Source organism: Acidobacteriaceae bacterium, from assembly GCA_035944135.1.
Classification (GTDB): Bacteria; Acidobacteriota; Terriglobia; order Terriglobales; family Acidobacteriaceae; genus Granulicella.
Map to the genome: position 1 here is coordinate 620090 of DASZBM010000001.1, position 13095 is coordinate 633184.

Sequence of the window (13095 nt, forward strand, 5' to 3'; positions counted from 1 at the left end):
TCATCAACTAATTCGGCAGATGCGCGAGGAAAAAGTTGGCCATGATGTGGTTCGCCTCGATCGACTCCGGTAGTTCGGGGTGGTACCAGAAGGCATGCGGGAGCGCGTCGAAGACCGCCAGCCGTGCATCGACGCCTGCCCGCAGATAGGCTCGATGCAGGTTCGTCGTGCTGCTCAGCAAGGCATCGCGACCGCTTGTAATGAAGAGCGTCGGCGGCAGCCCGTGCAGGTCGGCGTAGATCGGTGACAGCACCGGGTCCTTCAGATCGGTAGAGCCGACGTAATACGGATCGTGTGGAACGCGTTCAGGCGGCACGAGGTGTCCCGCCAATCCGGTCAGCGTGTACATCGCATAGGAGTCGCCCAAGTCCGAAAAATCGCTTACTGTGCTGAAGATTCCAAGCGCCGCTGGCATGGGCAACGCAAGCTGCCTCAGTTTCACCGCGACCTCGGCGGTCAGCGTCGCCCCGGCAGAAGTGCCATAGACGACGATGCGATCCGGCTTGTAGGTCTTCAGCAGATCCTTGTACACGGCGATCGCGTCGTCCACTCCCGCGGGAAACGGATGCTCCGGAGCGAGCCGGTACAGCACCGCGACCACCTTGATGCCGGTATAGCTCGCGATCGGAATCGACTCCGTATACGAGCCGGAGTCGCCATTGAAGCCGCCGCCGTGCAGGTTGATCAGTACTTTGTCGCGATTGCTCGCAGGCATGTTCTCGGGGGTCACTACATGGACCGGAACTCCGGCAATCCTCGTTTCCTCAATCTGGTTCGGACAGATTTTGCTCCACTCCGCGCGCGAGCGGACCTCCCAGGCATCCAGTCCCTTTCGGCGCTCGGCGAGGGGCCGCTCCGGAGCATTATCCGGAAGCTGATGGCTGATGAACGCCCGTGCCTGCGGGCTCAGGTCCTGCGGCACGGGAATCACGCGCGTGATGTGCGCCGTTCCGTTGGCATCGATGTAGCTGGAGTCGCGGCTGGCAGCCTCTGCTGCGGTGGTCGGTTGCCCTGTGGGCTGCTGCGCCAAGGCGACCGAAGATAGCAGATAAACACAGGCGAGACACGCAACGCGCAGCATCAGCAAACCTCCATCGTCGGAAGCGTCCACCATACCAGAGCACCTCGCTGCTGCCGATGAGTTCACGATGCTTTAGAGTGAGGAACGGATGGACACCCTCGGCCTCATCGCCGGCAACGGCCGCTTCCCGTTCTTGCTCCTCGACGCCGCACGGGCACACAATCTCCGCGTGGTCGTCGCCGCCATCAAGGAAGAGACGTCGTCCGAGATGAACGACCGCGCCGCTGCGGACGCGAATATCACGGTCCACTGGCTCTCGCTGGGCGAGCTTTCCCGGCTGATCGAAACCTTTCAGCGCGAGGGCGTCACGCGCGCCGTGATGGCGGGTCAGGTGAAGCACAAGCAAATCTTCTCGTCGATCCGGCCCGACTGGCGGCTGGCCAAGCTGCTGCTCAACCTGCGCACGCGCAATACGGACATGCTGCTCGGCGCGGTCGCGAAAGTGCTCGACGACGAAGGCATTCACCTTATCTCGTCCACTGCATTTTTGGAGCCGCTGCTCGCGCCCGTCGGCATTCTGACCTCGCGTGCACCTGATGAGAACGAGCGCGCGGACATTGACTATGGGCTTTCCGTGGCGCGCGGCATCGCCGGCTTTGACCTCGGACAGACCGTCGTCATCGCGGCGCGGGCGTGCGTCGCCGTGGAAGCAATGGAGGGCACGGACGCGGCGATCCTGCGCGCGGGCGAACTCATGCGGACGCTTCACGCCGATGACGATCCTACTGACCCCGAGACAACGCTCGCGCGGCGCCTCACCGTGGTCAAGGTCGCGAAGCCTGACCAGGATCTTCGCTTCGATGTGCCCGTCGTTGGCGTTCCTACGATCGAGACGATGCACCGCGCCGGCGCAACCTGCCTGTGCGTGGAAGCGGGGCGCACCTTGCTCTTCGACCGCGAGGCAATGATTGCGGCCGCGACAGCAGCTGGAATCGCAGTCGTCGCTGAAGAAATTCCGGCGCGGTGAGCTGCGCGGTCGTTACATATGCATGACAATTTCGCTCGCATCAACGGCGTAAGATGTTCTGCACGGGTGCCCGGCCCCTCATCTACGCGCCCACAGGAGACCGCCTCATGCTCGCACCGAGATTCCGCACGGCCGCACTCACCCTCGCCGCCTGCCTGCTTCCGATCGCGCCCGCCTTCGCCGCCGACCTCGCCCCGGTCGGCTCCAGCGCACCAAACTTCACCCTGCCAAACCAGGAGAACCAGCCGATTTCGCTCGCCGATTACAAGGGCAAGTGGGTCGTCCTCTACTTCTATCCCAAGGACCAGACCTCGGGCTGCTCGATGGAAGCTCACAACTTCCAGCGCGACCTGCCCAAGTATGAGGCTCTCAACGCCGTCGTACTCGGCGTCTCGATGGACACGGTGGAGAGCCATAAGACCTGGTGCACCAAGGACGGCTTCTCGTTCAAGATGCTCGCCGACCCCGAGCACAAGGTCGTCGATCAGTACGGCGTGCCGGTGAAGACGGTCACCACACCCGCCGGGCCTATGACCATCGCCCTGCGCGACACCTTCCTCATCTCTCCGGACGGCAAGATCGTCAAGGAGTGGGAGGTCAAGGACATCCCCAACCACTCCGCAGAGGTCCTCGCTGCCATCCAGGCGGGTGGCAAGTAGCCCACCGCCTTTCTTCACTATTGATTGTCTATAGACGCAAAAACGCCCGGCTCTCGCGAGAGCTGCCGGGCGCTTTTGCTTGCCTGTTAGGTTGAGTTACTTCTTCTTGGCGGCCTTCTTAGTCGCCTTCTTTGCGGACTTCTTCGCCGCTTTCTTTGCAGGAGCCTTCTTGGTTGCCTTCTTTGCTGCTTTCTTAGTTGCCAAGGTTTTACCTCTCATAGATTGGTTTTTGTTGCGCGTGCCCCTGTTGCCTGCTGCCTTTTTAGGGGCAGCCTTCCCGCCGCGCCGGGCACCCTTCGACTTCTTCGCGGCAGAACCTGAAACCTTCTTACCCGCAGCCTTCTTGGCGGGTGCTTTCTTCGCAGCCTTCTTGGGCGCGGCTTTCTTGGCGGCCTTCTTCGGCGCAGCCTTCTTCGCAGCTTTCTTGGGAGCCGCTTTCTTGGCGGCCTTCTTCGGGGTAGCTTTCTTCGCGGGCGCCGCAGAACTCGCCGACGGGGCAGCCTTGGGCTGGGCCGAACGCCGCTGCGCTGGCTGATAAGGCTCTACCGGCGTGGACGGCGCGGCAAACATATCGGCTTCTTCCGCATGCGTGCTGGTCCGGGCAGGCGCCTCGTAGTCGGCATCCTCCAGCGTCAGATCGTCGCTGTCGCTGAACGACTCCTCTTCCTCTTCTTCGTCCTCGACGTACTGCGAATCCTCGGCATCGAGGTCGCGATCGTCGTTGTCTTGCGCAGCCGCATACAGCTTGAAGGTCACGTCGTCCTCAAACATCGTCGTTCTCCCTGACCGCTCTTTCTGCCACTGTCTTCTTTCGCGCTGTCATTGTCATGCACAAAAAGAAACGCACGCAGCTCTCGCGCGAATAGTAGCAACAGGATTACGCTCTGCGCAACGAAATAGCAAGCACCTTTTTTGGTGCATGCCTTCTTTCACCTTTGCGTGAGATGCTTTCTGACCCGTTTCAGTACTTCTTCATTACAGAAGTACCTCGTTCAGCTCAGCGGCCCTTGCTGGAATGCTTGTGCGTTGATGCCGTCGTCTTGTGCGATACGGCGGGTGTTGTGTGAGCATGCGATGCCTCATGCGTCTTGTGGCCATGCGCCACAGCCGTGCGTTCGTGCGACGCTGTCTTGCGTGCCGTGGGCGCCAGTCGCACCGGCTCGGCTACATAAAGCGTGCGGCCCGGCTCCAGCCTGTTAGACGAGAGATGGTTCCAGGCGCGCAGGTCTTCCACCGAAACGCCGAAGCGGTCGGCCACCGTGACCAGCGTGTCGCCGCGCCGCGTCCTGTAGCGCTGCTGCCCCGTGCTCGTCGTTTCAGGAATCACGAGTTCATCACCCGGCTTGGGCGGATCGCCCTGGGGAATCTCATTCACCGTCGCGATCTCAGACGGGCGCGCGTGCATCTCCGTCGCAATCTCGTCCAGCGTCTCTCCGTTCTTGACCACATGGAAGCGCCAGCTTGCGCGGTTCGCCTCCGGGATGTCCTTCACCCTGTCCAGGTACATCTGCTTCGATCCGGCCGGCAGATGCAGGTCGTAAGGAATGTCGCGCGGGGTCGAAAGCCGCAGCAGCGCCGGGTTCAGCGCCACAATCTCCTGCACCGAGGAGTTCGTCACATCCGCCACCAGCGGCAGGCTGATCGAATACTCCGTCGTCACCATGTCCGACTTCACCGGAGCATCCGCCACCACGTCCGTCAGTCCATACTGCTTCGGGTTCTTGGCCATGATGACCGCCGCGAGAATACCCGGAACATAATTCTTCGTTTCGCCCGGCAATGCATTATGCCGGTAGAGCTGCCAGAAGTCCGCGTAGCCGGTCCTAGCAACGGCGCGCTGCACATTGCCCGCGCCCCAGTCGTACGCCGCCATGGCGAGATACCAGTCGCCGAACTGCTCGTACAGGTACTTCATGTACTTCGCATACGCTATGGTCGACTTCTCCGGATCGAACCGCTCGTCAAAGTAGCCGTTGCGTTCCAGGCCATACGCTCCGGCAAAGGGCATGAACTGCCACATGCCACCCGCACCCGAACGCCGGTTCAGCGCCTGCGGCTGGAAGCCCGACTCCGCGACTGCCTGGTAGATCAAATCCTGCGGAACGCCGTACTGCTTGAGCGTCTTCAGGATCATCTCCTTGTACTTGCCCGCGCGCTCCAGCGACGCCCGCAGATGGGCGTGCCCGGCCGGAGAGTTCGAAAAGTAATTGATGAAGCCGGCGACATAGTCGTTCACGACCAGCGGCAGATCCGACTTGGTCGTCTGCAACTCCGCGCTGATGCGGCCCAACAGCTCCGGGTCCGGCGGGAACGTCACCTCGTTCATCGCCTCGTCCAGCGGAGCCGGCTCGACCTTCGGCGAAAATCCATTGCCTTGCTTCAGCGCGACGAGTTCGAGCGAGTTGATGCGGTCTACCAGGTGCTCGAATTCATCCGAGAGCTGCGGATCGCTCTTCAGATCCAGCCCACTGGAAAGCATCGCGTCCACGGCGCTGTCGAAGTCCGCTCGCGCCGCGTCCAGCCGATTCGCGTTGTAATTCGCCACGCCTGAGTTGTAGCTGTTCTCCGCCCGCCCGATCAGCGCCTGTATCTTCTGCGAGCGCGCCATCGCGTCGGCCTGTTGCTGCGGAGTGAGGCCGGTCTGGGGCGCCGGAGCCGCAGCCTGCTGCGATTCGGCAACAGCCGGAGTAACCTGGTTCGGTTGTTCTCTATGCTGCGCGGCGGCCACACCCACGCCCGCGCAGACCACCCCCGGCACCAGCGCCGCGCTCAGCGCAACTCGCACTCTCCGGCGAAGCTGCCGTGCCTTACTGATCGAAATCATCAACCTCTTTATTGTACGGAAATCGCCCGAAAGAAATGCCCCGCACGCGCGCAAACGACCCTAAATGGTCAGGGGAGACGCGCCTGACAGCCCCACCGCTACAATCTCCCTTGATGTCCACGCGCGTTCGCTCCTTCTGCAAGATCAATCTCGGCCTCGCGATCGGCCCCGCGCGGCCTGACGGCTTTCACGCGCTCGCGACGCTCTACCAGACCCTTGCGCTCCATGACGTCGTTACTATTAGCGCCCGTGCCGCCGCCGAGACCTCCATTACCCTGACCGCCGACCACCGCGGCGTCCCGCGCACGGAGGCCGGCAACGCCGAGCGCAACACCGCCTTCCGCATCGTTGAACTGGCGCTGGGTCAACTCGGTGTCTCCGCCGAGGTCACGATTGACATCGAGAAGCACCTTCCCGTCCAGGGCGGCCTCGGAGCCGGATCGGCCAACGCAGCCGCAGCATTAATAGGAGTGGAGCGTGAGCTCAACCTGACCCTGCCCGGCGCGGACCGTCTCGCGCTCGCCGCCCAGATCGGCTCCGACGTCCCACTGTTCGTCCTGGGTGGTTCGGTCCTTGGCCTCTCCCGCGGCGAAGAGGTCTATCCCCTTCCAGATCTGCCAGTTACGCCATGCGTGGTGGCGGTTCCTTCGCTCGGCGTGTCAACCGCCGCGGCGTTCCGGGCCTTGGACGCCCGCAAACTCCCGGAACAGACTGCCGAATCGTTGACCTCAGCCGCAAATCCAAGTAAACTGGAACAGTTGAGCCGTGCTCTGTCTGCCGCCTGGTCACCCAGCGGCGCCGATCTTGGAACCAGTTCCCAGATATCTGAGCCGAGCCCTTCCGGTATCACCCGCTTAGCGAGTGATCGGGCTGAGAATCCTCTTCTCACGCTTGTCCGCACCGGGATCGAAAACGACTTTGAAGAGGTCGTCTTTCAAGAGCATCCCTCCTTGCGTTCAACCAAGCGTGATTTAGTGGGAGACTCCACCGTCCCGGAAGACAGCCGTGCGATTTATGCGGCACTCTCGGGCTCTGGTTCGGCGCTGTTTGGACTTTACCGGTCCACGGCAGACGCTCGCGCCGCTCAACAGCGTGTCCAGGCTTCCGGCACGCAGGCTCTCCTGACCGAGACCCTGCCCCGCGCGGATTACTGGAACACGATGCTGGAGATTTAGCGCGGCCGTATGGGCGGAATGGCTCTGCGGATGGCGCAAAAAGTTCGCTGAAGTTGCTCCTGCCACGCGACAATGGCAGCAGGAGACTGGGCGATCGACTAACGGTAGGTCAAGTGCCTTTGACGCACTCAGTCCAGGTTCGAATCCTGGTCGCCCAACCAAAGTCGTTCGCCACTACCGAGGCCCCGGCAGAACAAGGGAAGCTTTGAGTCTTTCGCGGCACAACCGCCGCCAGGATTTTTGTAAGACCCGTCGCGCAGAACTTGAATCGCGCGGGTGACAGTACAGAAGAAGTTTCTGGGCGCGCAGCGATTTTGAACCACCTTCGCGGCGTCCACAATGAGACCGAGGCACTGTTCAGACAGGAATCAGCTCCGCGAGAAACAGCGCAGGGCCCTTTAAGAGCAGTACCTGGGAATGCAGCACGAAACATCAATAGGTCAACCAGCCTGGAGGAGTTTCTCAACGTGAGCGAACAAGACACGACTGCGGTCTCAATCCCGAATTCACCATCTGGCACCGAGAACGGTTCCGCCGCAACATCCGTTGCAACAGCGGAGCCGTCTCGCGTCTCTCCGGACGGCGCTTCCCCAAAGGCCGCCTCCGCACCGCGAAAGCCATCCAAACTCTCCGAAGACAAGCGCTTCAAGATCTTCTCGGGCTCGGCCAACCGCGCGCTCACCGACGAGATCTGCAAATTCCTCGGCGTTCCGCTCGGCGAAGCCAAGTTTCAGCGCTTCTCTGACGGCGAAATTCATTTCCAGCTTCTCGAGAACGTGCGCGGCGCCGACGTCTTCCTCGTGCAGCCCACCTGCTTCCCCACCAACGAGCACCTGATCGAGCTGCTCATTATGGAGGACGCGCTTCGCCGCGCCTCCGCCGGCCGCATCACCGCAGTCGTTCCCTATTACGGCTATGCTCGCCAGGACCGCAAGGACCGGCCGCGCGTCGCGATCACCTCCAAGCTCGTGGCTGACCTGCTCGTCACCGCCGGCGCCAATCGTGCACTGTTCGTCGACCTGCATGCAGCGCAGATCCAGGGCTTCTTCAACATACCGGTCGATCATCTGTTCGCTTCGCCGGTCCTCGTCAGCTACTTTTCGAATCTCGACCTGCCGAACCTCACCGTCGTCAGCCCGGATGCCGGCGGCGTGGAGCGTGCGCGCTTCTTCGCCAAGAAGCTTGAGGTGCCGCTGGCCATCGTCGACAAGCGCCGCACCGACATCAACGTCACCGAAGTGATGAACGTCATCGGCGACGTGCGCGGACGCACCTGCCTCATCCTCGACGATATCGTCGACACCGCCGGCACGCTGGTTAAAACCGCCGAAGCTCTCATCGAGCAGGGCGCCGAAAAGGTTTACGCCTGCGCTTCACACGCCGTGCTCTCGGGTCCGGCGGTCGAGCGCATCGCCAACTCCCCGCTCGAAGAGCTGGTGGTCACCAACACGATTCCTCTGCGCGAAGACGCGCAGAAGGTCGCCAAGATCAAGGTCCTCTCCATCGCCGGCCTTCTGGGCCGCGCCATTGAGAGCATTCACATGGAGACGTCGGTTTCGACGCTCTTCAACTAACACGCGGCTTCAGCCGCAAAGGGAGCGAGGCTCAACCTCGTGCCCGAAAGGAAAACATGGCAAACAACACCACCATTTCGACCGTCACCGCCAAGCCGCGCACCGGCAAGTTCAACAAGAACCACGCCCGCCGCGTTCGCCGCGAAGGCCTCATCCCCGCCGTCATCTACGGTGCGGGCGAGCCCTCGGTTGCGGTTGCGGTCGATCCCAAGATCATCACCCGCATTCTGCACTCCGATGCCGGCCATAATTCCATCTTCGATCTTTCGATCGAGGGCGGCGCCACCGGCAAGGCGATGATCGTCGACTGGCAGAACGAACCCATCAAGGGCCACCTGCTCCACATCGACCTCAAGCGCATCGCGATGGACAAGAAGATGCGCGTGTCGGTTCCTGTCCAGCTTGTCGGCACGGCTGCTGGCGTCAAGAACTCGGGCGGCATCCTCTTACACGCTCTGCACGAGGTCGAAATCGAGTGCCTGCCCGGTGACATCCCGTCGCACATCGACCTCGACGTCTCGAACCTTGAGATGAACCAGTCGCTCCACATCTCGGACCTTCCGCACTCGGACAAGATCGAGTACCTGGGCGAAGAGGACGCAGTCGTCGCGAGCGTCACCTACGTCAAGGCCGAGGCGGAGCCGGAAGCCGCAACCACCGAGACGCCGGCCGAGCCCGAAGTCGCCAAGAAGGGCAAGCAGGAGACTGCTGAGGGCGAAGCGAAGCCGGAGGCAAAGAAGTAAGGCAGTAGTTAGTCGGAAGTGGTTAGTGGTTAGTCAAAACTCACTAACCACTAACTACTAACCACTAACCACTCGCCTATGAAGCTCATCGTCGGTCTCGGAAATCCTGGCATGGAGTACCTGCTTACGCCGCACAACGCAGGCTTCATGGCGATCGATCGCATCGCAGGCATCTGCGATGTGCAGGTAACGAATCGGCGGGGCAAGGCCCAGACCGCTCGCGCAAGGCTGGCAGGACACGATGTCCTGCTCGCCAAGCCCGAGACCTTCATGAACCTGAGCGGGCTTTCGGTCGTTGCCCTGCTCGACGAGTTGGAGCTCGAAGACAAGGACATGATTGTCCTGTACGACGAGCTGGCATTCCCGCTGGGCACGATTCGGCTCGCCGAACGCGGCTCAGCAAACGGGCACAACGGAGCGAAGTCCGTCTCCGGTGCGCTTGGAAGTGAAGAGTGGATGCGCGTCCGCATCGGAGTAGGCAAAGGGCCAACCGAGAACGGACGCGAGGTAAATGCAGGCGGCACTGATTATCTGCTCGCGCCGATGCGCAAAGCAGACCTGGTGACGCTGGAAGATGGTCTCGACCTCGCCGTACGCGCTGTCGAGAAGTGGCTGACAGCAGGAGCGTCAGCCGCTATGAATGAGTTCAACCGGAAGGACGTGAAGTAGTTGGTGTTCAGTAGTTAGCCTTAGTGAAAAACATCACTGCCTTTACTACTGACTAACCACTAACTACTAACCACCTGCCTTCCCACAACAGCCAAACTCACCCAATCCATCGGGGAGTGCGGGCAGAACCCGCAGAAAGAAGTATTCATGAATCGCAGCTACGAAATCATGTTCATCGTCCGGCCCGACATTGAAGAGGCCGAGATCGATAAGATCGTCGAGACCTTCTCGGGGTACGTCACGCAGGGTGGCGGCGCCGTGAAGCAGGTCGAGAAGATGGGCCGCCGCCGGCTCGCCTACACGGTCCGCAAGTTCAACGACGGCTTCTACGTCCTGCTCATCGTCGACTCTCCGGCATCGCTGATCCACGAGATCGAGCGCCGTCTCCGCGTCTCCGAACAGGTGATCAAGTTCATCACCGTGCGCACGGATGAGGAAGAGAAGCGCGTTGCCAAAATCAAGAAGCACCGCGATGCTCACGTGAAGCGCAGCGCACAGCCGCAGCCCGGCGCTGAAGTCGAGCAGCCCGAGGCCACCGAGGCTCCTGCTGCCGAAGCCACGCCCGAGCCCGCCGCCACCGAGGCGTAAGGGTCAGCACTTTTTAGAGGACATCGATCAACGCGGCTTCATCGCTTCCGAATAATCCAAAGGCTCCAATGCGAGTCTGGAGCGAGAGCAGCCCGAACCGGCTCCCATTTGAGGAGCGACAAAGGAAACCAACATGGCTGACGAGAATCAGAATCAACCAGCATCTACTCCCGCGCCTGCAGGCGATCGTCCGCAGAGCGACCGTCCGCAGAGTGACCGTCCGCAAGGTGAGCGCTCGCAAGGTGGTCCAGGCGGCGACCGTGGTCCCCGTCCTGGCGGACCGCGTGGTCCCCGTCCCGGCGGTGGTCCCGGCGGCCCGGGTGGTCCTGGCGGACGCAAGTTCTTCCGCCGCAAGAAGGTCTGCAAGTTCACGGTGGAGAAGATCGACTCGATCTCCTATCGCGACGTGCGCCTGCTGCAGCAGTTCGTCTCGGACCGCGGCAAGATCATTCCGCGCCGCCTCACCGGCACCTCGGCTCCCTTCCAGCGCAAGCTGACGAAGGCGATCAAACAGGCCCGCGCCATCGCGCTGCTGCCCTACGCCGCCAAGTACTAAAGCTGGCGCTCACAAGATCGGAGAAGATCAATGGAAGTCATTCTGAAAGAAGATGTGCAGAAGCTCGGCCACCGCGGCGACGTGGTTAAGGTCGCCGACGGCTACGGGCGCAACTACCTGCTGCCGGAGAAGCTGGCGATCGAGGCGACCTCAGCGAACAAGGCAGTCATCGAGCAGATGAAGGCCTCGGCGCTGCGCAAGTCAGCGAAGGAGAAGGCCGGCGCGGAGGAGCTCTCAACCCGGCTCAACGAGGTGGTCCTTAACTTCGAGCGCAAAGCCGGCGAGCACGAGCAGCTGTTCGGCTCGGTCACCGCGGCGGATATCGCCAAGGAGCTGGAGGCCAAGGGCTACGAGGTTGACCGTCGCAAGATCCACCTGGACGAGCCGCTGAAGACTGTCGGCGAGTTCCACGTGCCGATCCGTCTGCATCGCGAGGTCACCGCGCACGTGCAGGTGAACATCAAGTCCGACAAGCCGGAAGCTCCGGCCGCGGCGGTCGAGACTGCTAACGAGGAGACCGAGGTCGAGGCGTAAGCTCGGCTCGGATTCTGAAAGCAGAACGGCGCTCCGCGAGGAGCGCCGTTCTGCTTTTCGGGGTACCCCCCCCCCCCGTACTTCTTTGCGCAAAATCTTCATCCCATTGAGGTTAGGGGTGGACCTTGGCGCAGTCTTCGTCGCCCGTGCGTGCTCGGTTTGTGCAACATCGCGTGGCTGGAGCTGCGGCTTGTCAAGCCTTTGAGCTTACTCGTACTTGAGGGTGGTGACGGGGTCGAGGCGGGCGGCGCGCTGGGCCGGGAGGGTGCCGAAGGCGACGCCGACCAGCACCGAGGTGACGAGCGCGATGACGGCGCTCCAGGGCGAGACCGGGATCTTGACGGGGCTGAACAGACGAAGGCTGAGCGGGAGTGCGAGGCCAATGATCGTTCCGACCAGGCCTCCCGAAAGCGACATGAAGATCGATTCAGTGAGGAACTGCATGAGAATCTCGCGCCTGGTGGCGCCGAGAGCCTTGCGGATGCCGATTTCCTTGATGCGGGCCTGCACATTGGCCAACATGGAATTCATGATGCCGACGCCGGAGACGATGAGGGTGATGGCGGAGGCCAGCGTAAGCACGACGGTGAGCATCGTAGCGATCTGACTCATGACACGCAGCACAGCCGTCAGGGTGAAGGCGTTATAGACGCTCGAGGGCCGGTGGCGCGAGCGGATTATTTCCAGGATGTGCTCGGCGGCGGGTTCAACCTGCTGCGGATTGTCGACGGCGAAGAAGATCTGCTTTACGGTGTTCGTTCCGGTGAAGTACCGCGCGACCGGATAGGGGATGAGGATGGTCTGGTCGTTGACCTCGCTCTGGCCGAAGGTCTCGACGCTTTCTTTGAAGACGCCGATGATGGTGAACGGAATGCCTTTGACGGAGATGCTCTGGTCGATGGCGTTGGCGTAGCTGCCGTAAAGTGCTTCGGCGAGGGGCGCGATGAGGACGGCGACCTTGGCGTGGGTATTGGCGTCCTGGTCGTCAAAGAAGCGGCCGGCCAATACCTTGAGATTGCGGACGTCTTTGTACTGCGGGCTGACGCCGAGGAACATGGCGTCCTTGGTGACGCCGCTGCCCATGCCGATGCGGTCGTGGTACTCAAGCATGGGCGAGCTGTAGCGGATACCCGGGACCTGATCGACGACGGTGTTCATGTCCTCGATGGTCATGGAGTCCGGCGTGGTTGTGTTGTCCGGGCCGGTGACGTTGCCGCCGACGTACTGCATCTCGATCATGTTGGGCCCGATGGACGCGATCATATTGAGCGCATACTGGCGGCCGGTGAGGCCAAGGGTGGCCACGAGAATGATGGAGGCCGAACCGATGACCATGCCGAGCATGGTGAGGAGGAAGCGGGCCTTGCTGGCGCAAAAGCTGTCAATCGCGAGACTTACGGTCTCGCGAAAGGCGACCGTGGTGCGCGCGCTGGCCAGCGTACTGTGAAAGGCCTCAGTTGTGGTTGCCAAAAGAAACGCTCCTCCCGAGCAATTCGGGATCCTATTGCAGCAGTGTATTCCTCTGCCGAGGGTGAATCTGTCTGTGAATTCGACGAGGTTTGGAGGGTGGGGGATTCCTAAACATTGCGGACGTGAAGGGCCCTCAGCGGCTAAAGCCCCCTTTCCCTATGGGCGCGATCTGCGGCACGGCTAAAGCCATGCCCTTAACGGACCTGACTGGATTCTGAGAATGCTTAGATCCTGCGAACCCAGAATCAAGACGCG

The 13095-nt window shown here is 61.7% G+C and carries 13 protein-coding genes and 1 tRNA gene; 10 read left to right on the top strand and 4 right to left on the bottom strand.

The annotated features are described in order from the left end of the window. Nucleotides 1-7 precede the first annotated feature (7 nt). Entirely contained in the window at nucleotides 8-1114 is a 1107-nt protein-coding gene (locus VGU25_02445) for an alpha/beta hydrolase fold domain-containing protein (protein ID HEV2576048.1), read from the bottom strand. A gap of 55 nt (nucleotides 1115-1169) precedes the next feature. Between VGU25_02445 and lpxI the strand changes: the two genes are divergently transcribed. Together lpxI and VGU25_02455 are read left to right on the top strand one after the other, a co-directional pair. Continuing rightward, a complete protein-coding gene (gene lpxI / locus VGU25_02450) occupies nucleotides 1170-2048 on the top strand; it encodes a UDP-2,3-diacylglucosamine diphosphatase LpxI (protein ID HEV2576049.1) in 879 nt (292 codons plus the stop codon). Nucleotides 2049-2155: 107 nt separating this feature from the next. Next, complete coding sequence (locus VGU25_02455; GenBank protein ID HEV2576050.1) at nucleotides 2156-2707, top strand: peroxiredoxin; 552 nt, start codon at nucleotides 2156-2158, stop codon at nucleotides 2705-2707. A 96-nt stretch (nucleotides 2708-2803) separates the two neighbouring features. On the opposite strand, the gene VGU25_02460 is transcribed toward VGU25_02455, so the two are convergent. Together VGU25_02460 and VGU25_02465 are read right to left on the bottom strand one after the other, a co-directional pair. Next, complete coding sequence (locus VGU25_02460; protein ID HEV2576051.1) at nucleotides 2804-3478, bottom strand: hypothetical protein; 675 nt, start codon at nucleotides 3476-3478, stop codon at nucleotides 2804-2806. A 226-nt stretch (nucleotides 3479-3704) separates the two neighbouring features. Beyond that, nucleotides 3705-5531, bottom strand: a complete 1827-nt coding sequence (locus tag VGU25_02465; GenBank protein ID HEV2576052.1) for a transglycosylase SLT domain-containing protein — start codon at nucleotides 5529-5531, stop codon at nucleotides 3705-3707. Nucleotides 5532-5644: 113 nt separating this feature from the next. Here VGU25_02465 and VGU25_02470 point away from each other — a divergent pair, with 113 nt between their 5' ends. From VGU25_02470 to rplI, 8 genes are all read left to right on the top strand, one after another. Beyond that, complete coding sequence (locus tag VGU25_02470) at nucleotides 5645-6706, top strand: 4-(cytidine 5'-diphospho)-2-C-methyl-D-erythritol kinase (GenBank protein HEV2576053.1); 1062 nt, start codon at nucleotides 5645-5647, stop codon at nucleotides 6704-6706. An 87-nt stretch (nucleotides 6707-6793) separates the two neighbouring features. Beyond that, a tRNA-Gln gene (locus tag VGU25_02475) sits at nucleotides 6794-6867 on the top strand. A gap of 306 nt (nucleotides 6868-7173) precedes the next feature. Beyond that, complete coding sequence (locus VGU25_02480) at nucleotides 7174-8280, top strand: ribose-phosphate pyrophosphokinase (GenBank protein ID HEV2576054.1); 1107 nt, start codon at nucleotides 7174-7176, stop codon at nucleotides 8278-8280. 56 nt (nucleotides 8281-8336) lie between these two features. Then, the gene (locus VGU25_02485; GenBank protein ID HEV2576055.1) at nucleotides 8337-9023 is read left to right on the top strand and encodes a 50S ribosomal protein L25; all 687 of its coding nucleotides are present in this window, start codon (nucleotides 8337-8339) and stop codon (nucleotides 9021-9023) included. A 78-nt stretch (nucleotides 9024-9101) separates the two neighbouring features. Further along, on the top strand, nucleotides 9102-9692 hold the full coding sequence (gene pth / locus VGU25_02490; protein HEV2576056.1) for an aminoacyl-tRNA hydrolase: 591 nt from the start codon (nucleotides 9102-9104) through the stop codon (nucleotides 9690-9692). A gap of 147 nt (nucleotides 9693-9839) precedes the next feature. After that, a complete protein-coding gene (rpsF, locus tag VGU25_02495; protein HEV2576057.1) occupies nucleotides 9840-10280 on the top strand; it encodes a 30S ribosomal protein S6 in 441 nt (146 codons plus the stop codon). 133 nt (nucleotides 10281-10413) lie between these two features. Then, complete coding sequence (rpsR, locus tag VGU25_02500; protein HEV2576058.1) at nucleotides 10414-10836, top strand: 30S ribosomal protein S18; 423 nt, start codon at nucleotides 10414-10416, stop codon at nucleotides 10834-10836. A 30-nt stretch (nucleotides 10837-10866) separates the two neighbouring features. Then, a complete protein-coding gene (rplI, locus tag VGU25_02505; GenBank protein HEV2576059.1) occupies nucleotides 10867-11370 on the top strand; it encodes a 50S ribosomal protein L9 in 504 nt (167 codons plus the stop codon). A 207-nt stretch (nucleotides 11371-11577) separates the two neighbouring features. On the opposite strand, the gene VGU25_02510 is transcribed toward rplI, so the two are convergent. Next, nucleotides 11578-12840 (bottom strand): ABC transporter permease, encoded by a 1263-nt coding sequence (locus tag VGU25_02510; protein HEV2576060.1) that lies wholly within the window; start codon nucleotides 12838-12840, stop codon nucleotides 11578-11580. Between the last annotated feature and the right edge of the window lie 255 nt (nucleotides 12841-13095).

Excerpts from the sequence above, each read along its gene's own strand:
- VGU25_02445 (HEV2576048.1), bottom strand. The coding sequence starts at position 1,114 with ATGGTGGACGCTTCCGACGATGGAGGTTTGCTGATGCTGCGCGTTGCG.
- lpxI (HEV2576049.1), top strand. The coding sequence starts at position 1,170 with ATGGACACCCTCGGCCTCATCGCCGGCAACGGCCGCTTCCCGTTCTTG.
- VGU25_02455 (HEV2576050.1), top strand. The coding sequence starts at position 2,156 with ATGCTCGCACCGAGATTCCGCACGGCCGCACTCACCCTCGCCGCCTGC.
- VGU25_02460 (HEV2576051.1), bottom strand. The coding sequence starts at position 3,478 with ATGTTTGAGGACGACGTGACCTTCAAGCTGTATGCGGCTGCGCAAGAC.
- VGU25_02465 (HEV2576052.1), bottom strand. The coding sequence starts at position 5,531 with ATGATTTCGATCAGTAAGGCACGGCAGCTTCGCCGGAGAGTGCGAGTT.
- VGU25_02470 (HEV2576053.1), top strand. The coding sequence starts at position 5,645 with ATGTCCACGCGCGTTCGCTCCTTCTGCAAGATCAATCTCGGCCTCGCG.
- VGU25_02485 (HEV2576055.1), top strand. The coding sequence starts at position 8,337 with ATGGCAAACAACACCACCATTTCGACCGTCACCGCCAAGCCGCGCACC.
- pth (HEV2576056.1), top strand. The coding sequence starts at position 9,102 with ATGAAGCTCATCGTCGGTCTCGGAAATCCTGGCATGGAGTACCTGCTT.
- rpsF (HEV2576057.1), top strand. The coding sequence starts at position 9,840 with ATGAATCGCAGCTACGAAATCATGTTCATCGTCCGGCCCGACATTGAA.
- rpsR (HEV2576058.1), top strand. The coding sequence starts at position 10,414 with ATGGCTGACGAGAATCAGAATCAACCAGCATCTACTCCCGCGCCTGCA.
- rplI (HEV2576059.1), top strand. The coding sequence starts at position 10,867 with ATGGAAGTCATTCTGAAAGAAGATGTGCAGAAGCTCGGCCACCGCGGC.